The sequence below is a fragment of the Serratia sp. TSO36 genome, assembly GCF_057808395.1.
Genome location: NZ_JBJZOU010000020.1, coordinates 1 through 20,468, shown reverse-complemented (window position 1 = coordinate 20,468; position 20,468 = coordinate 1). Strand labels below are relative to the sequence as shown.

The following is a 20,468-nucleotide window of genomic DNA, read 5'->3' as shown; positions in this document are numbered from 1 at the left end:
GGTAAGGGGGGGCTGAACAATGTCCGATAACACCCTCAACGCCGCTCCGGCTCAGCGCACTCAGCTGCGTAAAACCCTGACTTTGGTTCCGGTAGTGATGATGGGCCTGGCTTATCTGCAGCCAATGACCATCTTCGATACCTTCGGCATCGTATCCGGCCTGACCGATGGTCACGTCGCGACCGCGTACGCCTTCGCTCTGCTGGCGATCCTGTTTACCGCCCTGAGCTACGGCAAACTGGTGAAGAAGTTCCCTTCCGCCGGTTCCGCCTACACTTACGCCCAGAAAGCCATCAGCCCGCACGTCGGCTTTATGGTGGGCTGGTCATCGCTGCTGGACTACCTGTTCATGCCGATGATCAACATTTTGCTGGCCAAGATTTACCTGGAAGCGATCTTCCCGGGCGTTCCGTCCTGGATTTTCGTGGCGGTGCTGGTCGGCTTGATGACGATTTTCAACCTGCGCGGCATCAAGCTGGTGGCTAACCTGAACTCCATCATCGTGGTGGTGCAGGTGGCGATCATGATCGTGTTCCTCGGCCTGGTGATCAACGGCGTTTACCACGGCGAAGGCGCCGGTACGCTGGTCAGCAGCCGCCCATTCTGGTCCGATAACGCTCACGTGGTGCCGATGATTACCGGCGCGACCATCCTGTGCTTCTCGTTCCTGGGCTTCGACGGCATCAGCTCGCTGTCTGAAGAGACCAAAGACGCGGAAAAAGTGATCCCGAAAGCCATCTTCCTGACGGCGCTGATCGGCGGCATCATCTTTATCGTGGTGTCTTACTTCGTGCAGCTGTACTTCCCGGACATCTCGCGCTTCAAGGATCCTGACGCGTCGCAGCCTGAAATCATGCTGTACGTGGCGGGCAAATTCTTCCAGTCGGTGATCCTGGTGTTCTCCTGCGTGACGGTATTGGCGTCAGGCATGGCGGCGCACGCGGGCGTTTCGCGTCTGATGTACGTGATGGGCCGCGACGGTGTGTTCCCGACTCGTTTCTTCGGCTATGTACATCCGAAGTGGCGTACCCCGGCGCTGAACGTGCTGCTGGTTGGCGCCATCGCGCTGTCCGCCGTGTCGTTTGACCTGGTGACCGCGACCGCGCTGATCAACTTTGGTGCGCTGGTGGCCTTCACCTTCGTTAACCTGTCGGTGATTTCGCAGTTCTATATTCGCGACAAGATGAACCGCACCGTGAAAGACACGTTCAACTACCTGATCCTGCCGGTGCTGGGCGCATTGACCGTCGGCGCGCTGTGGATCAACCTGGAAGCCAGCTCGATGACGCTGGGCCTGGTCTGGGCGGCCATCGGTCTGATCTACCTGACCTTCGTCACCCGCAGCTTCCGTCTGCCGGTGCCGCAAGCGAGCGAAGACGCCGCCTAAGCGCGAGCCGTCTCCTCAGCCACAAAAAAGGCCGCATTCGCGGCCTTTTCCTTTTCTGCTTGCTGCGGGTTTACCCCACCAACTCTTTGCCGTAATCGAACAGCGCTTTCAACAGGGCGGTTTTCTCTTTGTCGCCTTCGTGCAGGTTATACAGCGATTCGAGCTGCAGCAGGTAACTCTGCACGCGCTCCGCGCTCAGCGCTTCCTGGCGGTGCTGCAGCCAGCGGCGCTGTTCGGCATCGTCCAGCGTATTCGGGTAGTTGCGCGCGCGGAAGCGGAACAGCAGCTCTTTCATGCGGCCGTCGCTGAAGGCCAGATCCAGCGCCGGCAGGTTCTGCGGCTTGGTCTGCTGGATAATCCTCATCGCCGCCTTGTCGGCGTCGCTGAAGAAGCCGTCATACAGCCGGGCGTCGACGTCGTCGGAGCCTTTGAACGGCTCGGCTTCGGCGAACAGCGCCACCACTTTCTCACGCACTTCCGGGTGCTGTTTCAGCAGCTGCAGGTTTTGCAGGCAGGCCTGGCGATCGATGCCCAGCCGCTCGGCGTTCTCCGGCAGCAGGGTTTTGGCCGGCGCCAGCACCGGGCATTTGTTGATGTGCACCAGCTTGATCGGCACCGGCGCCTGATCCGGCGCCAGGTCGTCGCGGCGGGTGTACAGCCGTTCCCGCAGCTGCTCAGCGCTCAGCGTCAGCAGCGGCGTCATATCGCCGGCGAGATCGCACATGATCACCGCGTTTTTGTTGTCCGGGTGCCAGGCCAACGGCGACACCCAGCTGGTGTTGCCGCGCGCCGCGCCAAACATGCCGGAGACGTGCACCAGCGGCGTCATTTCGGCGACGTCGATCAGGGCGTTCAGCTTGTGCTTGTTGCGGTGCTGCAACAGGAAATCGAACAGCCGCGGCTGCGCCTGCTTGACCAGCTTGGCCATGGCGATGGTGGCGTAAACGTCCGACATTGCGTCGTGAGCCTGCGTGTGCTCGACGCCGTTGGCGCGCGTGAGATGCTCCAGGCGGAAGCTGGGGAAGCCGTCTTCGTTTTCCGGCCAGACGATGCCGTCCGGGCGCAGGGCGTAGCAGGCGCGCATCACATCCAGCAGATCCCAGCGCGAGTTGCCGTTTTGCCAACTGTAGGCATAGGGATCGTAGAAGTTGCGATAGAAGATATTGCGGCTCACTTCGTCATCGAAACGGATGTTGTTGTAACCGAGAATGCAGGTGCCGGCCACGCTGAAGGCCTGGTGGATTTGGCGGGTGAATTCGGCTTCGTTAACGCCTTTGGCGCGCGCCACCTGCGGCGTGATGCCGGTGATCATCACCGCCTCGGGTTCCGGCAGGTAGTCGTCGGCCGGGGCGCAGTAGATGACCAGCGGCTCTTCGATAATGTTGAAATCCATATCGGTGCGCACGCCGGCAAACTGCGCCGGGCGGTCCAGCGACGGGCTTTTGCCGAAGGTTTCGTAATCGTGAATATAAAATGTGGCCGTTGCCTTGCTGCTCAAAATCGCGTCTCTTCAGTGGCGGATACAATATGCTCCTATTGTAACGGCGTAGGGAGCGATGCCAAGTGACGGTTAGCGAAATGCGCGCAATTACGCACGGCGATAGTAATCCAGCCGTTGATGAAAGTAGGGGAGCAGGTGGTCGGGGATCTGTCGTTCCGTTTCCGCCTGGGTCGAGGCGATGCCGTAGCGCTCATTGTAGATCACGCTGATGGCCAGCAAATCGGTTTCTATTTTCTCGCGTTGTGCCTGCGGTAAGCTATCCAGCTTTCGAGCCATCGTTATCTCCCTGTTAACCTTAGGGCATAATAGGATCGTTAGCGGGTCTTGTCCCTACCCATTCCGGGGGGCGCTTGATGCCTGTGAGCTGGGTTGCGTGCAAGGGGGCTGGCTGTGGCGAGCGGCGAGCTCGCTCTCCGGGTGGTGAGCCTGGAAGCGATCCGCCCGGTTATACAGCGAACAGGCGCCGCTTATCACCGCCCCCCAAAACAGGGCGCACAGCAGCAAAACCCCCAACCAGATTTTTTGGTTATAGGTCATAAGTCCTCCACGGACGATAAGAGAAATAACATTGACCGATAAATTAAATCAGGTGCTACATCAATGGTATTTAAACGGCAGAGATTAATCATAAAATAGATGAGATTCTTTTGTTACTAAATCCACGTTGGATGTATCAAAAGATTCCTTAAGATAATATTAAGAGAAGTGATTTCTGGCGCCGTAATTCTATTTAATATTTGTTTAAATACCCGCAGATACAATCTCCCACATTCAATACCAATGTGGATGACAATTATGAAAACGCTACTGTTGACCGGCGCTACCGGCTTTTTGGGTGGTGCGGTTCTCGAGAAATTATTGATTGAAAATCAGTCTGTTAATTATCTTTTGCTGGTGCGCGCCGACGATGCACAACAAGGGCTGGCCCGTATTCGCGCGAATATGGAAAAGTTTAATATCGACGCGAACCTGCTGTCTAAAATTACGATAGAAAATATATTGTTGGGCGACCTTTCCGAGCCGGCCGACTTTTTAACTGACGCACGTATTAACAAAGTCACGCACGTTATTAACTGCGCGGCCGTTGCTTCATTTGGTAATAACCCGCTCATTTGGAAGGTAAACGTAGAAGGCACTCTGGCCTTTGCCGAAAGAATGGCGCAGGTGCCGGGATTAAAACGTTTCCTGCACGTCGGTACCGCCATGTCCTGTTCGCCGGAGCCGGGTTCGCTGGTGGCGGAGAGCGGCGAGTTTGAGGAAGATGCCGAGCATCTGGTGGAATACACCCGTTCCAAATCCACCATCGAACAGCTGATGCGCCAGCGTTGCCCGCAACTGCCGCTGACCATCGCTCGTCCGTCGATCGTGGTGGGCCACACCCGCCTGGGCTGCCAGCCTTCCAGCAGCATTTTCTGGGTGTTCGGCATGGCGCTGATGCTGCGCAAATTCATGTGCTCGCTGCAGGACAATATCGATGTGATCCCGGCGGACTACTGCGCGGATGCGCTGGTGATGCTGATGAACAGCGAAACGCTGGAGAACGACGTTTATCACATCTCCGCCGGTGAGGAGAGCAGCGTCAGCTTTGCCGAAATCGACCGCGCCATGGCGGCGGCGCTGGAAAAGGCGCCGGTGGGCGATGAGTATGCGCAGGTGACCTATGACGCGCTGGTGAAAATGCGCCGCCAGCTGAAAGACATTTTCGGCCCGTGCAACGAGCGGCTGATGCTCAAGGCGATGCGCCTGTACGGATCGTTCGCCATGCTCAACGTGCGTTTCAGCAACGAAAAGATCCTCAAGCTGGGCATGCCGAAGCCGCCGCGCTTTACCGACTATATCGCCGGCTGCGTGCAGTCGACCCGCGGGCTGTCTATCCAGCAGCAGATGGTGGTGGACTTCAAATAACCGCCGGGCGCACCGGGCGCCCGAGGTTGCTCCGCTACCAGGACGAAGAGGACCAGAAGACGCGGCCGAGCACCACCAGTTGCTCCTTGCGCTGCTGATAGCTGAGATGCTCGTCCTGGTACTCTTCCCGGTTGAGGGAGCGGATGACGACGCCGCCGTCCGGCTGCTCGATCAGCACCTTCACCCGCAGCAAATTGCCGTGGCGGATGGCGTAGGTCTTGCCTTCGCGGATGCGCGTGTCGTCGGTGTTGATGCCGACCACGTCGCCGTCCTGCAGACGCGGTTCCATGCTGGAGCCGGAGATGCGGATAATGCGCGCGGCGTTGACCGCCACCCCCATCTTGTGCAGATAGTAACGGCGGAAGATCAGCGAAAACTCCTCGCGATCGACGATTTCGTAGCAGCCGTCGCCGGCGGAAAAATCGATATCCAGCAGCGGGATCTCCACAAACTCTTCCTTGTCTTGTTCGGTATCTTCCCATACCACCGGTTTCAAACGGGCGGGCTGGAAGTCCGACTCCGCTGCCACGTTGTCAAACGGGCGTACCAGCTGCTTTTCGTGAAACACGTCGAACCAGCCCTTGGGCAAATTCAGCCGGGCCTCGATCCGCCTGGCCAGATTGTCGCCAAGATTGCGGGAGGATTTTTCCCCGATGATTTGGCTCAGCGTCGGCGCGGAAGACTCAACCAGCGTGGCGAATTCATTCTGGTTGACGCCTTGCCGGGCGTAGCGGGCCATCAATTCGCGCAGATTGTTGCGCCTGATTTCTTTAGTTTCCATCGTGCCATGATCGCACTCTTTAGCAAAAAGGTAAATAACGGTTTTGCTAAAAAACGCTTGCGCATAATTTAGCAATTAGCTAAAACAAAAAGGGTGAGCCAAAGGTTCACCTGTGCGGGGTGGCCTGTCATGATGAGGGGCCGCTCAGTGAAATCAAGCGAGAGAGGGACTTTACGATGTACAAGATTGATTACAATAGCTACCGATCGGTCGCCAGCTTCGGCCACCGCGTGCGTTTTCTGGTGCTGCACTACACGGCGCAAAACTTCGCCGACTCGGTGAAGTCGTTGACCGGAAAATCGGTCAGCGCACACTATCTGGTGCCGGATCCGACCGAAGCCACCTATCAGGCCGCCGGCTTCAGCGGCGTGCGCATTTTCAACCTGGTGGACGAAAACGAGCGCGCCTGGCATGCCGGCGCCAGCCAGTGGGGCACCCGCAGCAATATCAACGACACCTCGATCGGCATCGAGATCGTCAACCTGGCGAGCGGCGACGGTGGAAACATCACCTTCCCGCCGTTCAACCCGCAGCAGATCGAGGCGGTCACCCAGCTGGCGCAGAACATCCTGCAGCGTTACCCGGACATCTCGCCGGTGAACGTGGTGGCGCACTCCGACATCGCGCCGGGCCGCAAGAGCGATCCGGGCCCGCAGTTCCCGTGGCAGCAGCTGTATCAGGCCGGCGTCGGCGCCTGGTATGACGAGGCGACCAAGCAGCAGCGCCAGCAGGAATACTGCCGCCAGGGCCTGCCGGCGCAGGCCGAGCTGCTGAAACTGTTCGCCCAATACGGCTACGATACCTCGGCGGCGAACACCGCAGAAGGCTATCGTCAGCTGGTGCGCGCGTTCCAGCTGCACTTCCGCCAGCAGAAGTATGACGGCGTGATGGATGTCGAAACCGCCGCCGTTCTGCGCGCGCTGGTCGACAAGTACGCCGCCTGAGCCTGACCGCGAATGGGGGACGCCTCATTCGCCTTTTCCTTGCCGGGTTTCCTCCGCTAAAATAGCGGCCTGGCTGGTCTTTATCGGAGGCATCGTGCGCCTCGATCGAAAAATCTCTTCCCTTGAATTGCTGACCTATCGACACTATCGCATCGTTCACGGCGTGCGCATTGGGTTGGCGTTTATCCTGACCTTTCTGCTGATCCGCTTGCTGGCGGTGCCTGAAGGCACCTGGCCGCTGATCACCCTGGTGGTGGTGATGGGGCCGATCTCGTTTTGGGGCAACGTGCTGCAGCGGGCGCTGCAACGCATTGCCGGCACGGTGTTCGGCGCCGCTTCCGGCCTGATTGCCCTGTATCTGGAACTCTATTCGCTGCCGCTGATGCTGGCCTGGTGCGGCGTGGTGATGTTCGTCTGCGGTTACCTGACGCTCGGCAAGCGGCCGTATATGGCGCTGCTGGTGGGGATCACGCTGGCGGTGGTGTGCGGCGCGGGCGCCGGCGACATGCACACCGCGCTGTGGCGCAGCGGCGACGTGATCTTCGGCTCGCTGCTGGCGCTGCTGTTCACCAGCATCTACCCACAGCGCGCCTATATTCTGTGGCGCATGCAAATGGCGGACTGCCTGCAAACCGCCGCCCGCCTCTATGGCGCCTATTTTTCGCCGAACGTCATTGAGCGGCCGCGGCTGGAGCCGCAGCTCAAGGATCTGTTGAATCAGGTGGTGAAGCTGCGCAGCCTGATCGTGCCCGCCAGTAAGGAAACCCGCATCCCCAAAGCGGTGTTCGAGGCGGTGCAAACCCTCAGCCGCAATCTGGTATGCACGCTGGAGCTGATGGCCGACGCCTACTGGGCCTCGCGTGAAACGCACTTCATCATGTTGAACGCCCGCACGCTGCGCAGCACCCAGCTGCTGACGCTGAGTTCGCTGGAATCGCTGGCGGTGCTGATGCGCGAAGGGCCGCAGGAACAGCGGCAGGCGGCGGCGGGGCAGCTGGCGGAGATCGCCGGCGAGCTGAAAACGCTGATGCAGGAGGTCAGCCTCGGCCAGCACGGCGAAGCGCCGATTTACGGCTATGTCTGGCTCAGCATGGAGCTGGCGCAGCAGTTGGAAGAGCTGGGGGATCTGCTCCTGGTCTGCACCGCCGCCGGGCGCGAATAAGGGGTCAGATCATGAAGGCGGCGCTTTGGGTTTTGGCCGCCGGGGCAAAGTGGGTAAGATAAGGCAATCACTGTTGTGCCGGACCGCCACAAACCTGTATCTTGGTGCCATGTGGCCGTAAGCAAATGAATCTGTGTATTACTAAAGCAAGGGTATAAAGATGGATAATGCAAATAAGCCGAGTTTCCAGGACGTGCTGGAGTTTGTGCGTATGTTCCGCCGCAAAAACAAATTGCAACGCGAGATCGTCGACAACGAAAAGAAAATTCGTGATAACCAGAAGCGCGTGCTGCTGCTCGACAACCTGAGTGAGTACATCAAGCCCGGCATGAGCATTGAAGACATTCAGGGCATCATCGCCAACATGCGCAGCGACTACGAAGATCGCGTTGATGACTACATCATCAAAAATGCCGATCTGTCCAAAGAACGCCGCGAGCTGTCCAAAAAGCTGAAAGCGATGGGTGAAGTGAAGTAACCCGCTTTAGCGGGCCGGGCGTCCTGCCTGGCCCGCATCCTTATCCCGCCTGATTTTCCGTTCTTGCCGACGCTGCCGTTTCCGTTGGGGCGTTCCCCGGCGGCCGAAGGCGCCTCCCCATCCTGCAGGATCTGCAGGTGACCGCCGGGGAACGCTGGTTACTGCTCCGATCCGTACATGTCGAAGTCGAAATACTTGTCGTTGATTTTCTTGTAAGTGCCGTTGGCGCGGATCGCCTGCAGCGCGGTGTTGAAGGCGTTCAGCAGCGCGGTATCCTCTTTGCGCACCCCAATGCCGTCGCCGACGCCGAAGTATTTGCTGTCGCTCAGCTCGGCCCCGATAAAGGCGAAATCTTTGCCGCCGGGCGTTTTGAAGAACTCGCTGGCGCTGACGCTGGCCAGCAGCGACGCATCCAGACGACCGTTGGCCAGATCTTCGTTCACCTCCTGCTGGCTTTGGTAGGCGACCACGTTAACGCCGGCCGGGCGCCACAGCGCGTTGGCATAGGCTTCCTGGCTGGAGCCTTGCTGCACGCCGACCGATTTGCCCTTCAGCGAGGCGGCGGTAGGCTGCAGGTTGCTGCCCTTATGCGCCACCAGCCGCGCCGGGGCGTTGGAGACTTTGCTGGAGAAGGCGATCTGCTGCTGGCGCTGCGGCGTGATGGTCATCGACGAGGCGATGGCGTCGAATTTCTTCGCCTGCAGGCCGGGGATCATGCCGTCCCAGCTGCTTTCCACCCACACGCATTTGGCCTGCATCTGATCGCACAGCGCCTGGGCGATGTCGACGCCGAAGCCGGTCAGCTTGCCCTGCGGGTTTTTATATTCCAGCGGCGGAAAGGTGGGATCGATGCCCAGCTTGATCACCTTGCCGCTGAATTCGCCGCTCAGCGCGGGAAAGCTCACGGCCAGCGGCAGCAACAACAACAGCCCTTTGATGGTTTTCATGTCATTTCCTCAGCGTTGGCGATTAAACAGTGGGGCGAGCCAAAAAGCGCTCGACCAATTTGACCCAGTAGGTGGCGCCTACCGACAGGTTGTCGTCATTGAAGTCGTAGCCGGGGTTGTGCAGGGAATTGCCCGGCGTTGCGGGGCCGTTGCCGATCGAGATGTAGCTGCCTGGGCACTTCTCCAGCATAAAGGCGAAATCTTCGCTGGCGGTAAACGGCCGCAGCGTGGGGATAACCTGGCTCTCTCCGGCCCAGTCCAGCGCCACCGCGCGCGCCAGCTCGGTTTCTGCCGGGTGGTTCACCAGCACCGGGTAGCCGTGCCGGTAGTCGATCTCCGCGCGGGCGCCGAAGCTGGCGGCCTGCGCCGTGACCAGCTCGGTGATGCGCTGTTCCAGCCGCGCGCGCACCACCGCCGTCAGCGCGCGCACGCTGAGCGTCAGGGTGGCGGTCGCCGGGATTACGTTGGCGGCCTGGCCGGCCTGCATCGCTCCCACGGTGACGATCGCCGTTTCCTGCGGATCGATATTGCGCGCCACGATGGTTTGCAGGCTCATGACGATGGCCGCGCAGGCCACCACCGGATCGACGGTGCTCTGCGGCACTGCGCCGTGGCCGCCGTGGCCGTGCAGGGTGATGTGCACCGTATCGGCCGAGCACATCAAGGGGCCGCTGGCGAAGCCCAGGTGGCCGGTGGGGAAGCCGGGCACGTTGTGCATGGCGAACACCGCGTCGCAGGGGAAGCGCTCAAACAGGCCGTCTTCAATCATCACTCTGGCGCCGCCGCCGCCTTCTTCCGCCGGCTGAAAGATCAGGTGCAGCGTGCCGCTGAAGTTCGGCTGCCGCGCCAGACAGCGCGCCGCCGCCAGCAGCATGGCGGTGTGCCCGTCGTGGCCGCAGGCGTGCATCACCCCGGCATGGGTGCTGGCATGCGGCAAGCCGGTCGTTTCGGCGATCGGCAGGGCGTCCATGTCGGCGCGGATGCCGAGCGATTTTCCCGGCCCGCGCTGCAATGTGGCGACAACACCGGTTTGTCCTACGCCGCGCGTGACGCGGTAACCCCACTCCTCCAGACGCTGCGCCACCAGATCCGACGTCGCGAACTCCTTAAATCCCAGCTCCGGGTGGGCGTGTATGTGGCGGCGAAGCGCGACCATCTCATCATGAACGGCGGCGATCTCAGGCAGTACGAGTGAAGGGCTCATCACGGTCTCCGGCAAAGGGTCCCGGCCAACGGGCGGGGAATGGGGCAGAGGGGTAGGCATCGAGACTAGCAAACTCCGTTTTTGCCGGGTAGCCGCCGTTCGGTTATGCTGACAACCGATGATTGTCAGGAGGTGAACATGAAACTGCACCAACTGCAGGCGCTGGTGGCCAGCGCCGACAGCGGCAGCATTCGCGCGGCGGCGCGGCATCTGGGGCTGTCGCAGGCGGCGGTGACCCGCGCGCTGCGCGAACTGGAGCAGGAACAGGCGCTGCCGCTGCTGATCCGCACCCCGACCGGGCTGGGCTTTACCCCCTACGGCAAAACCTTGCTGGCGCACGCCCGGCTGGTGCTGAACCAGCTGGAGCAGGCGCAGGGCGAAATGGCGGCGCTGCGCGGGCGCACGGCGGATCTGGTCAAGGCGGCGTTCACCCCCTGGCTGATGCTGACGGTGCTGCCGTCGGCGGTGATGGCGTTTCGCAGCAAGATGCCGGCGGTGCGGCTGGAGCTGTCGGAAAGCCTGATGGCCAACGCCCAGTCGCAGCTGCGCGAGGGCACGATGGATTTCGCCATCACGCCGCTGCCGGCGTCGTCGGCGCCGCAGGAGTTCCACTGCGAGCCGCTGCTGGAGTATGAAACGGCGTACATGGTGCGGCTCGGCCACCCGCTGGCGCACAGCACCTCGCTGCATCAGCTGCTGGAACAGGATTGGGTGATGAGCTATACCCCGGAAAGTTTCGATGCGCTGTTCGACGAGGTGTTTCTCCGCCACGGCGTGCGCCTGCCGCGCCAGCGCATTATCCAGGCGCATTCGTTCGGCATGCTGCAGGCGCTGGTGGAGTTCGCCGAAATGTGTACCTGCTGTCCGCAGCCGATTGCCGCGCTGCCGCAGTTCGCCTCTCGCCTGCAGCCGCTGGCGCTGCGGGAGAGCTGCCGGCCGGTGCAGCTGAATATCGTCACTCGGCGCAACAGCATTCTAAGCGCCGCCGCCCATGCGTTTATCGACACGCTGGTGCGCACCCTGCGCCAGCAGGCGCGATCGTCGCGGCCGGAAGATCGCCAGATCTACGATCGCGTGCGCCTGCTGATTTAGCGGATCACCCCGGATCGCCGATCCAGTAAATGGGATCGCGATCCGCATTTGTAGCATTTTTAGCCGCAATGTTAACGATATGTGATTTCGCTCAAATAATTATTTTTGCAGCTTTGGTTATATGTTGCTCTATGTTCACGTTGTCATTTTTGGTTTTCCTGGATGTTTGATGATTAATTTATTGAAATTTATCACTTTATAGCGTTTGTTGTTTTTTGCTGGATAAAAATGACAACGTCAACATTAAGAAAATTCAAGCGTTTAATGAGTGTATTGGAGGAAGAAATGAGCCAGTTGCCGGAAAAAATGCGTGCGGTCGTTTGCCACGGCCCGCAGGACTATCGTTTCGAACAGGTACCCACGCCGTTGCCGAAGGCGCGCGAGCTGGTGATCAAGGTGGAAGGCTGCGGCATCTGCGCCGGCGACTGCAAGTGCAAGAACGGCGCGCAGATGTTTTGGGGGGAAAACCCGTGGGTCAAACCGCCGGTGGTGCCGGGGCACGAGTTCTACGGCCGCATCGCCGCGCTGGGCGAGGGCGCGGAAGGCAAATACCAGCTCGGCGAGCGGGTGATCGCCGAGCAGATCGTGCCGTGCTGGGAGTGCCGCTACTGCAAATCCGGCAGTTACTGGATGTGTGAGACGCATAACATTTACGGTTTCCAAAAAGACGTGGCGGAGGGCGGCATGGCGGAGTACATGCGCTTTTCCGAGAACGCCATCGTGCACAAGATCCCGGAAAGCCTGAGCCATGAAGACGCGGTATTGATTGAACCGATGGCCTGCGCCATCCACACCGTGGCGCGCGGCGACATCCAGCTGGACGACGTGGTGGTGCTGGCCGGCGCCGGGCCGCTCGGGCTGTGTATGGTGCAGGTGGCGCGCCTGAAGACGCCGAAGAAACTGATCGTGATCGACGCCATCGACGAGCGGCTGGCGCTGGCGAAAGAGTTCGGCGCCGACGTGGTGATCAACCCGCTGAAGGAAGACGCCGACCAGATCGTCAAATCGCTGACCGGCGGCTACGGCTGCGACGTCTACATCGAGGCCACCGGCGCGCCGATCGGCGTCACCCAGGGGCTGCAGATGATCCGCAAGCTGGGCCGCTTCGTGGAGTTCAGCGTGTTCGGCAAGGAAACCACCGTCGATTGGTCGATCATCGGCGATCGCAAAGAGCTGGACATTCGCGGCGCGCACCTGGCGCCCTACAGCTACGAAATCGCCATCGATCTGTTCGAGCGCGGGCTGGTGACCTCCAATGGCGTGGTGACCCACAGCTATTCATTGAACGACTGGGACGAAGCCTTCGCCCTGGCGGACTCGACCGACTCCATCAAGGTGATCCTGGTTCCCTGACCCTCCCGCTGTACCGCTGTACCGCTGTTGCCGTCACGACCGCCGGCCCGCTCGCAATGGGGGGCCGGCCGGTCGGCCAAACGTAAAGACATGCTGTTGCTCTGATAACCACAACAAGAAGCTTCCCTACAGGAGAATTGGCTATGTTTTCATTATTCAAAAAGACCCTGCCTTTTATCGTCGCCGGTGGAATGTTGGCGGCCAGCCATGGGGCGCTGGCCAAGCAAATCACTATCGGTATGTCGTTCCAGGAAATGAACAACGACTACTTCGTCACCATGAAGCAGGCGCTGGATCAGGCGGCGGCGGATATCGGCGCCAAGGTGTACGTGGCCGATGCGCGCCATGACGTCGCCAAACAGATCGGCGACGTGGAAGACATGCTGCAGAAGAAGGTGGACATCCTGCTGATCAACCCGACCGATTCGGTGGGGGTACAGTCGGCGGTGATCTCCGCCCATAAGGCTGGCGCGGTGGTGGTGGCGATCGACGCGCAGGCGGAAGGGCCGCTGGATTCGTTCGTCGGCTCGGAAAACTACGACGCCGGCTTCCAGGCGGGCGAGTACCTGGCGAAAGCGCTGGGCGGCAAAGGCAAGGTGGCGATCCTCGACGGCATCCCGGTGGTGCCGATCCTGGAGCGCGTGCGCGGCTTTGAAGCAGCGATGAAGAAATACCCCGACATCAAGATCGTCACCAAGCAAAACGGCAAGCAGGAGCGTGACACCGCGCTGACCGTGACCGAAAACATGCTGCAGTCGGCGCCGGATCTGGCGGGCATCTTCAGCGTCAACGACGTCGGCGCGCTCGGCGCCCTGGCGGCGATCGAAAGCAACGGCGCCAAGGTCAAGCTGGTGAGCGTCGACGGCCAGCCGGAAGCCATCAAAGAGATCCTCAAGCCGAACTCGCCGTTTATCGCCACCTCGGCGCAGTTCCCGCGCGACCAGCTGCGCATCGCGCTCGGCATTGCGCTGGCCCGCTACTGGGGCGCCACGGTGCCGAAAACCGTGCCGGTCAAAGTGAAGCTGATCGACCGCAGCAATGCGGCCGGCTTTAGCTGGTAACAGCGGCCAGGTTCGCCCCGCTGCGGCGGGGCGTTCGGCGCGGAGGGTAATGCGGTGACACCTTTACTGGAACTGAAGCGAATAAAGAAGAGTTTTCCCGGCGTGAAGGCGCTGGACGGCATCGATCTGGCCATTCAACGCGGCGAAGTGCACGCCCTGCTGGGCGAAAACGGCGCCGGCAAATCGACGCTGGTGAAAATCATGTGCGGCATCTATCAGCCGGACGAGGGCGATATTTTTATCGACGGCGAGCAGCGCCGCTTTAACAACTATCGCCAGGCGATCGAGGCCGGCGTCGGCATTATTTTTCAGGAATTCTCGTTGATTCCCTACATGAGCGCCATTGACAACATCTTCCTCAACCGGGAGATCAAGAACCGCTGGGGCCTGCTGGATCGGCGGGCGATGCGGCGCAAGGCCGAGGCCATTTTCAAGCGGCTGACGGTGGCTATCGATCTCGATTGCCCGGTGGAGCAGCTGAGCGTGGCGCAGCAGCAGTTCGTTGAGATCGCCAAGGCGCTGTCGCTGGAGGCGCGGGTGCTGGTGCTGGACGAACCGACCGCCACGCTGACGCCGGGCGAGGCCGAGCACCTGTTCAGCGTGATGAACGATCTGCGGCTGCTGGGCGTCGGCATGGTGTTTATCTCGCACCACCTGGACGAGATCTTCACCATCTGCGATCGCATCACCGTGCTGCGCGACGGCGCCTACATCGAAACGCTGGCCACCGGCGACACCAACGTGGAAGAGCTGGTGCGGCTGATGGTCGGGCGCAAAATCGAGAACGCCTTCCCGGTGAAACAGCACCCGGTCGATACCGCCACGGTGCTGCTGGAGGCGGAGATCCAGCGCGAGAAGCACGGCGCGACCGACCGCTTCCACCTGCACAAGGGCGAGATCCTCGGCTTCGCCGGGCTGGTGGGCTCCGGGCGCACCGAGACCGTCTCGGCGCTGATCGGCGCCAGCCGCTGCCACCGCAAACGCGTCAGCCTCGGCGGCCAACCGGCGGCGCTGCGCTCCCCGGCGCAGGCGCTGGCGCAGGGCATCGGCCTGCTGCCGGAGAGCCGCAAAACCGAGGGCCTGGTGCTGCCGTTCTCGGTGGCGCAGAACATCACCCTCAACCGGCACCACCGGCGCGGCAAGATCTTCGTCAGCGCCCGCAAGGATCGCGACGTGGTGCAGCGGCTGATCCGCGCCGTGGGGGTGAAAACCCCGGACGCCGAGACCGCCGTCAGCACCCTGAGCGGCGGCAACCAGCAGAAGGTGGTGATCGCCCGCTGGCTCAACAACGACTGCAACATCCTGATCTTCGACGAACCGACGCGCGGCATCGACGTGGGCGCCAAGGCCGAGATCTACCAGCTGATGCAGCAACTGACCCAGCAGGGCATCTCCATCATCATGATTTCCTCCGAACTGCCGGAGATCATCGGCGTGTGCGACCGCGTGCTGGTGTTTCGCGGCGGCCACATCGTTGCCGAGCTGACCGGCGACGACATCGAATCCAACTACATCATGCTTCACGCGACCGGGAGTGCCTTATGATCGGAATTGACCAACCCGCCGTGGCGCGCCGCGCCGCCGGCCCCAGCCTCGGCAAGCGCTGGGAAAAACTGCTGCATCACCCGGCGGTCTTGCCGTTTATCGGCTTCGCTGTCCTGTTCGTGCTGATGAGCCTGTTGAACGACAGCTTCCTCAGCGTCAACAACCTGACCAACGTGGCGCGCCAGGTGTCGATCAATGCCATCATCGCGGTGGGCATGACCTGCGCCATCCTGACCGGCGGTATCGATCTCTCGGTGGGGCCGGTGATGGCGCTGGCCGGCTCGGTCGCCGCCGGGCTGATGCTGGCGGCGGTGCCGATCCCGCTGGCGATGGTGGCGGCGCTGGCGGTCGGCGCGCTGTTCGGCCTGGCCAACGGCGCCTGCATCGCCTACCTGCGCATGCCGCCGATCATCGTCACCCTGGCGTCGATGGGCATCGCCCGCGGCCTGGCGCTGCTCTATACCGGCGGCTACCCAATCTCCGGCCTGCCCGACGTCTTCGCGTTCTTTGGCCGCGGCACGGTGCTGGGCATTCAGGTGCCGATCCTGATCATGCTCGGCGTGTACCTGCTGGCCTGGCTGATGCTCAACCAGCTGCCGTTCGGCCGCTACGTCTACGCGATGGGTGGCAACGAAGAGGCGGCGCGCCTGAGCGGCATCCGCGTGCCGCGCTACAAGATGCTGGTGTACGTGATCAGCGGCTTGACCGCCGCGCTGGCCGGGCTGGTGCTGACCTCGCGCCTGATGAGCGGGCAGCCCAACGCCGGCGAAGGCTTCGAGCTGGACGCCATCGCCGCCGTAGTGCTGGGCGGGGCGGCGATCTCCGGCGGGCGCGGCGCCATCATTGGCACGCTGGTGGGGGCGATGATGCTCGGGGTACTCAACAACGGCCTCAATCTGATGAACGTGTCGCCATATATCCAGAACGTGGTGAAGGGCGGCATCATTCTGGCCGCCATCTACCTCAGCTCTGTGCGGCGCAAATAGGAGGCGCGATGTCAGTCTTTCTTGGCATAGACGTCGGCGGCACGGTGATCAAGGCCGGGCTGTATCGGGCAAGCGGCGAAGAGCTGGCGATCGCCGAGCGCGACGGCGCGGCAATTGCCGCCCAGCCGGGCTTCAGCGAACGCAATATGGACGCGCTGTGGGATGACGTTTGCGCGGCGATCCGCCAGACGCTGCACGCGGCGGGGTTGGAGGCCGGGCAGGTGCGCGGCGTCAGCTTTTCGGCGCACGGCAAAGGGCTGTACGCCATCGATCGCCACGGCAAACCGGTCGGCAACGGCATTCTCTCTTCGGACAACCGGGCGGCGGCCACGGCGGCTGAGCTGCGCCGCGCCGGCATGGATGCGCAGACCTACCCGCGCAGCCTGCAGCCGCTGTGGCCCAGCCACCCGGCGCTGCTGCTGCGCTGGCTGAAGCAGCAGCAACCGGCGCAGTACGCCGCCGTCGATCGCATCCTGATGGCGCACGACTACCTGCGCTTTCGCCTCACCGGCGAGGCGGTGGCCGAAGTGACCAACATCTCCGGCAGCAACCTGTTTAACCAGCACAGCGGCGCTTACGATCCGGCGCTGCTGGCGGCCTTCGGCATCGAAGAGGCGCAGGAGAAGACCGCGCCGGTGATCGGCTCCGCGCAGCTGGCCGGGCGGGTGACGGCGGCGGCGGCGGCGCAATGCGGCCTGCGCGTTGGCACCGCGGTGTACGGCGGCCTGTTCGACGTGGTGGGCGCGGCGCTCAGCTCCGGCGTGGCCGACGATCGCACGCTCAGCGCGGTGGCGGGCACCTGGTCGATCGCCACCTGCGTGACCGAGCGCATCATTCCCGCCGACTACCCCTACGCCTGGGGGCGCTACTGCATCGACGGCCGCTATTTCGTGCACGAAGGCAGCCCGACCTCGGCCGGTAACCTGGCCTGGTTCCTGCGCCAGTTCTGCGCCGACGATCGGCAGCGCTACGCCCAGTTCAACGCCTGGGTGGCCGAGCGCCGCGAGCAGCCCAGCGGGCTGCTGTTCCTGCCTTATCTGTACGGCTCCAACCTCGGCGGCAACACGCCGGGCGGGCTGATCGGCCTGAGCGCCCACCACGAGATGGCGGACGTGGTGCAGGCGATCTACCAGGGCATCGTGTTCTCGCACCTGATCCATCAGGAGCGCATGGTGCAGCTGAACCCGCGCATCGAGCGGGTGCGCATGACCGGCGGGCCGACGCAGTCCGAGGTGTGGATGCAGATGTACGCCGACGCCGGCAACCTGCCGCTCGAGGTGGTGGAAACGCGCCAGAGCGGCTGCCGCGCCGCCGCCCTGTGCGCCGCCGTCGGCGCCGGGGAGTACGCCGGGTTCGCCGAAGCGATCGCCGCCGCGCCGCCCAAGCTGCGTTGTTATTATCCCGCGACCGCCACCCACCGGCGCCTGCGCGCCCAGCAGGCACGCTATCTGGCGGTCGCCCAGGCTTTGAGTGAGGTGACTGATGCAAACGACTAACGCCGCCTGTCTGGGGCTGTATGAAAAGGCGCTGCCCGCTGAACTGAGCTGGCCGCAGCGGCTGGCCACCGCCGCCGAGCTGGGCTTTGAATTTGTGGAGATGTCGATCGACGAACAGCCGGCGCGCCAGCAGCGGCTGGACTGGGATCGCCGCCAGCGGCTGGCGTTTATCCAGGCGCGGCTCGACAGCGGGGTGACGGTGCCGAGCCTGTGCCTGTCGGCGCACCGGCGCGATCCGTTCGGCAGCGCCGACGCCGCCACCCGCGAAAGGGCGCGGGTGCTGATGAGCAAGGCGCTGGAACTGGCGACGGATCTCGGCATCCGCAACATCCAGCTGGCGGGCTACGACGTCTATTACGAACCGGCCGATCGCCACAGCCGCGAGCGCTTTATCGAGGGCATGCAGTGGGCGGCGGCGCAGGCCGCCAGGGCGCAGGTGATGCTGTCGGTGGAGGTGATGGACACGCCGTTCATCAACAGCATCAGCAAATGGCGCGACATCGCCCGCCACGTCAACAGCCCGTGGTTCACGGTGTATCCCGATCTCGGCAACCTCAGCGCCTGGGGCAATGACGTCGACGCCGAGCTGGCGCTGGGCATCGGCAGCATCACCGCCGTGCACCTCAAAGACACCGTCGCGGTGGGGCCGGGCAGCGCCGGGCAGTTCCGCGACGTGCCGTTCGGCGAGGGCTGCGTGGATTTCGCCCACGCCTTTTCCGTGCTCAACTCGCTCGGCTATCGCGGCCCCTACCTGCTGGAGATGTGGGCGCGCGAAGACGGGCAGGATAAGCAACGCATCGCCCAGGCCAAGGCCTGGATCGAACAACAGATGATTGAGGGAGGCATCGCATGCTGAACGAACTCAAAAGGCAGGTGCTGGCCGCCAACCTCAGCCTGCCGGCATACGGGCTGGTGACCTTTACCTGGGGCAACGTCTCGGCGATCGACCGCCAGAGCGGGCTGGTGGTGATCAAGCCTTCGGGCATCGCCTACGAGGCGATGACGCTGGAGGATTTGGTGGTGGTGGATCTGGAGGGCAAGGTGCGCGAAGGGCACCGCAAACCCTCATCCGACACCGCCACTCACCTGGCGCTGTACCGCGCCTTCGCCGATATCGGCGGCGTGGTGCACACCCACAGCCGCAACGCCACCATCTGGGCGCAGGCCGGGCAGCCAATCCCGGCGCTGGGCACCACCCACGCCGACTACTTTTACGGCGACATTCCCTGTACCCGGCCGATGAGCGAGGCGGAGATCGCCGGCGATTACGAGGGGGAAACCGGCAAGGTGATTATCGAGACCTTCAATCAGGCGGGGCGCGATCCGCAGCAGGTGCCGGGAGTGCTGGTCTATTCCCACGGCCCGTTTGCCTGGGGCAAGGACGCGGCGGATGCGGTGCACAACGCGGTGGTGCTGGAAGAGGTGGCGATCATGGCGATGGCGACGCGCCAGCTGGCGCCGGCCATCGCCCCGATGCAGCCGGAGCTATTGGACAAACATTTCCTGCGCAAGCACGGCAAACACGCCTACTACGGGCAATAGCGCCCGTCAGCGATTCAACAGCGAGCCGGTGAAGAACTCTCTGCGCACCGGCAACTCGCCGCGCGGGCTGTTAATGGCGCTGAACAGCAGCTCCGCGGCGATCTCCCCCAGCTTTTGCGTATCGTGATACACCCCCGGAATGTGCAGGCCGTAAGCGCCGGCGCGCGGCGGTTCGTCTATCGAGAAGAACTTCACCTGCTCATAAAGCCCCATCTCGTGGCAGATGGCGATGGCGCCCAGCGTGATGATGCCGTTCAGGCCGATGATGTAATCCGGGCGGTTCTCCGGCTGCGCCAGATAGGCGCGCACCTCGCTTTCCTGTGAGGTGAAATCGTAGTCGCCGTTGATGATATGAATCTTACGCCCGCTGCCCTGCAGTGCCGCGACGATGCCGGCGGTGCGCGTTAAGGTAATTTCCGAATCCGCCGGGCCGCCGATGATCAAAAGTTTCTTCTCCGGCTGCTCCGCCAGATAGCGCCCGGCCAGCACGCCAATCTCGCGGTTATCGAGGAACACGCCGCTCAGCTGCTGATCGTAAAGATCGCGGTCGATCAGGATCAGCGGCACGCCGTACACCTCGGCCAGCTCGAGATAGGCGGGGCGGTAGCGCTTGTCGTCGCGCACCGCCGACAGCAGGATGCCGCGCGCCTTGTAGCCGAACAGCGCCTGAATGGCGCGCATTTCCGCCTCTTCGCTGCCGTCGGTGTCGAACAGCATGATCTGGTAGCCCTGCTGACGCGCAATGCGCGACACGGTCTTGATCAGGCCGGAATAGAACGGGTTGTACATGCTGCTGGTGACGATGCCGATAATCTGGCTGCTGCTGCTTTTCAGCCCCTGCGCGAACGCGTTGGGCACATAGTTCAGCTCTTTGGCGATGGCGTGAATGCGCTCGCGGGTTTCCGGCTTGACCAGCTCGGGCTTATTGAAGGCGCGGGAAACGGTGATATTGGTCACCCTGGCGCGGCGGGCGATATCCACGATAGTGGCATTGGGATTGGCTTTCGACACCGTCTTTCCTTGCGTTATGCCTCAACAGATCCCTTATTGTAGGGAAAGGGCGGGGGCGGTGCTAGGGGGGAGT

19 protein-coding genes are annotated in these 20,468 nt (G+C 62.3%); 13 read left to right on the top strand and 6 right to left on the bottom strand.

What is annotated here, in order from left to right; genetic code table 11:
* Positions 1-19: 19 nt before the first annotated feature.
* Positions 20-1,387 carry an APC family permease gene (locus tag ACK3CV_RS16965; protein ID WP_164141614.1) on the top strand — a complete coding sequence of 456 codons (1,368 nt, stop codon included), beginning with the start codon at positions 20-22 and terminating at the stop codon, positions 1,385-1,387.
* Positions 1,388-1,457: 70 nt separating this feature from the next.
* Here the strand turns inward: ACK3CV_RS16965 and sbcB are convergent, their stop codons facing one another.
* Both sbcB and ACK3CV_RS16955 read right to left on the bottom strand, forming a co-directional pair.
* The gene (gene sbcB / locus ACK3CV_RS16960) at positions 1,458-2,885 is read right to left on the bottom strand and encodes an exodeoxyribonuclease I (protein WP_033635248.1); all 1,428 of its coding nucleotides are present in this window, start codon (positions 2,883-2,885) and stop codon (positions 1,458-1,460) included.
* A gap of 90 nt (positions 2,886-2,975) precedes the next feature.
* Complete coding sequence (locus ACK3CV_RS16955) at positions 2,976-3,164, bottom strand: DNA polymerase III subunit theta (protein ID WP_033635247.1); 189 nt, start codon at positions 3,162-3,164, stop codon at positions 2,976-2,978.
* A gap of 519 nt (positions 3,165-3,683) precedes the next feature.
* On the opposite strand from ACK3CV_RS16955, the gene ACK3CV_RS16950 reads away from it, so the two are divergent.
* Positions 3,684-4,793, top strand: a complete 1,110-nt coding sequence (locus ACK3CV_RS16950) for an SDR family oxidoreductase (RefSeq protein WP_048321809.1) — start codon at positions 3,684-3,686, stop codon at positions 4,791-4,793.
* A 34-nt stretch (positions 4,794-4,827) separates the two neighbouring features.
* Here the strand turns inward: ACK3CV_RS16950 and ACK3CV_RS16945 are convergent, their stop codons facing one another.
* Complete coding sequence (locus ACK3CV_RS16945; protein ID WP_004935623.1) at positions 4,828-5,574, bottom strand: S24 family peptidase; 747 nt, start codon at positions 5,572-5,574, stop codon at positions 4,828-4,830.
* Positions 5,575-5,750: 176 nt separating this feature from the next.
* Here ACK3CV_RS16945 and ACK3CV_RS16940 point away from each other — a divergent pair, with 176 nt between their 5' ends.
* The 3 genes from ACK3CV_RS16940 to tmaR all read left to right on the top strand — a co-directional run bounded on the left by ACK3CV_RS16940 (position 5,751) and on the right by tmaR (position 8,158).
* On the top strand, positions 5,751-6,518 hold the full coding sequence (locus tag ACK3CV_RS16940; protein ID WP_033635246.1) for an N-acetylmuramoyl-L-alanine amidase: 768 nt from the start codon (positions 5,751-5,753) through the stop codon (positions 6,516-6,518).
* A 94-nt stretch (positions 6,519-6,612) separates the two neighbouring features.
* Entirely contained in the window at positions 6,613-7,680 is a 1,068-nt protein-coding gene (locus ACK3CV_RS16935) for an FUSC family protein (RefSeq protein ID WP_033647985.1), read from the top strand.
* Between the two features lie 160 nt (positions 7,681-7,840).
* Entirely contained in the window at positions 7,841-8,158 is a 318-nt protein-coding gene (gene tmaR, locus ACK3CV_RS16930) for a PTS system regulator TmaR (RefSeq protein WP_004935612.1), read from the top strand.
* 158 nt (positions 8,159-8,316) lie between these two features.
* On the opposite strand, the gene ACK3CV_RS16925 is transcribed toward tmaR, so the two are convergent.
* On the bottom strand, positions 8,317-9,105 hold the full coding sequence (locus ACK3CV_RS16925; protein ID WP_164141616.1) for an ABC transporter substrate-binding protein: 789 nt from the start codon (positions 9,103-9,105) through the stop codon (positions 8,317-8,319).
* 22 nt (positions 9,106-9,127) lie between these two features.
* Positions 9,128-10,309 carry a M20 aminoacylase family protein gene (locus tag ACK3CV_RS16920; protein WP_060427727.1) on the bottom strand — a complete coding sequence of 394 codons (1,182 nt, stop codon included), beginning with the start codon at positions 10,307-10,309 and terminating at the stop codon, positions 9,128-9,130.
* 138 nt (positions 10,310-10,447) lie between these two features.
* On the opposite strand from ACK3CV_RS16920, the gene ACK3CV_RS16915 reads away from it, so the two are divergent.
* The 8 genes from ACK3CV_RS16915 to araD all read left to right on the top strand — a co-directional run bounded on the left by ACK3CV_RS16915 (position 10,448) and on the right by araD (position 19,384).
* Positions 10,448-11,401 (top strand): LysR family transcriptional regulator, encoded by a 954-nt coding sequence (locus tag ACK3CV_RS16915; RefSeq protein ID WP_164141618.1) that lies wholly within the window; start codon positions 10,448-10,450, stop codon positions 11,399-11,401.
* A gap of 285 nt (positions 11,402-11,686) precedes the next feature.
* The gene (locus ACK3CV_RS16910) at positions 11,687-12,754 is read left to right on the top strand and encodes an erythritol/L-threitol dehydrogenase (RefSeq protein ID WP_019453591.1); all 1,068 of its coding nucleotides are present in this window, start codon (positions 11,687-11,689) and stop codon (positions 12,752-12,754) included.
* 143 nt (positions 12,755-12,897) lie between these two features.
* Complete coding sequence (locus ACK3CV_RS16905) at positions 12,898-13,815, top strand: ABC transporter substrate-binding protein (protein ID WP_015378502.1); 918 nt, start codon at positions 12,898-12,900, stop codon at positions 13,813-13,815.
* A 54-nt stretch (positions 13,816-13,869) separates the two neighbouring features.
* On the top strand, positions 13,870-15,360 hold the full coding sequence (locus tag ACK3CV_RS16900) for a sugar ABC transporter ATP-binding protein (RefSeq protein ID WP_164141620.1): 1,491 nt from the start codon (positions 13,870-13,872) through the stop codon (positions 15,358-15,360).
* Entirely contained in the window at positions 15,357-16,346 is a 990-nt protein-coding gene (locus tag ACK3CV_RS16895; protein ID WP_164141621.1) for an ABC transporter permease, read from the top strand. Before ACK3CV_RS16900 ends, ACK3CV_RS16895 begins: the two co-directional genes overlap by 4 nt.
* Positions 16,347-16,354: 8 nt before the next feature.
* Positions 16,355-17,842: an FGGY-family carbohydrate kinase gene (locus ACK3CV_RS16890; protein WP_164141623.1), complete on the top strand. Its 1,488-nt coding sequence runs from the start codon at positions 16,355-16,357 to the stop codon at positions 17,840-17,842.
* A complete protein-coding gene (locus ACK3CV_RS16885) occupies positions 17,829-18,698 on the top strand; it encodes an L-ribulose-5-phosphate 3-epimerase (RefSeq protein WP_164141625.1) in 870 nt (289 codons plus the stop codon). Before ACK3CV_RS16890 ends, ACK3CV_RS16885 begins: the two co-directional genes overlap by 14 nt.
* Positions 18,692-19,384 carry an L-ribulose-5-phosphate 4-epimerase gene (gene araD / locus ACK3CV_RS16880; protein WP_033632583.1) on the top strand — a complete coding sequence of 231 codons (693 nt, stop codon included), beginning with the start codon at positions 18,692-18,694 and terminating at the stop codon, positions 19,382-19,384. The genes ACK3CV_RS16885 and araD overlap by 7 nt, the downstream gene beginning before the upstream one ends.
* A 6-nt stretch (positions 19,385-19,390) precedes the next feature.
* Here the strand turns inward: araD and ACK3CV_RS16875 are convergent, their stop codons facing one another.
* Positions 19,391-20,395: a LacI family DNA-binding transcriptional regulator gene (locus ACK3CV_RS16875; RefSeq protein ID WP_164141627.1), complete on the bottom strand. Its 1,005-nt coding sequence runs from the start codon at positions 20,393-20,395 to the stop codon at positions 19,391-19,393.
* Between the last annotated feature and the right edge of the window lie 73 nt (positions 20,396-20,468).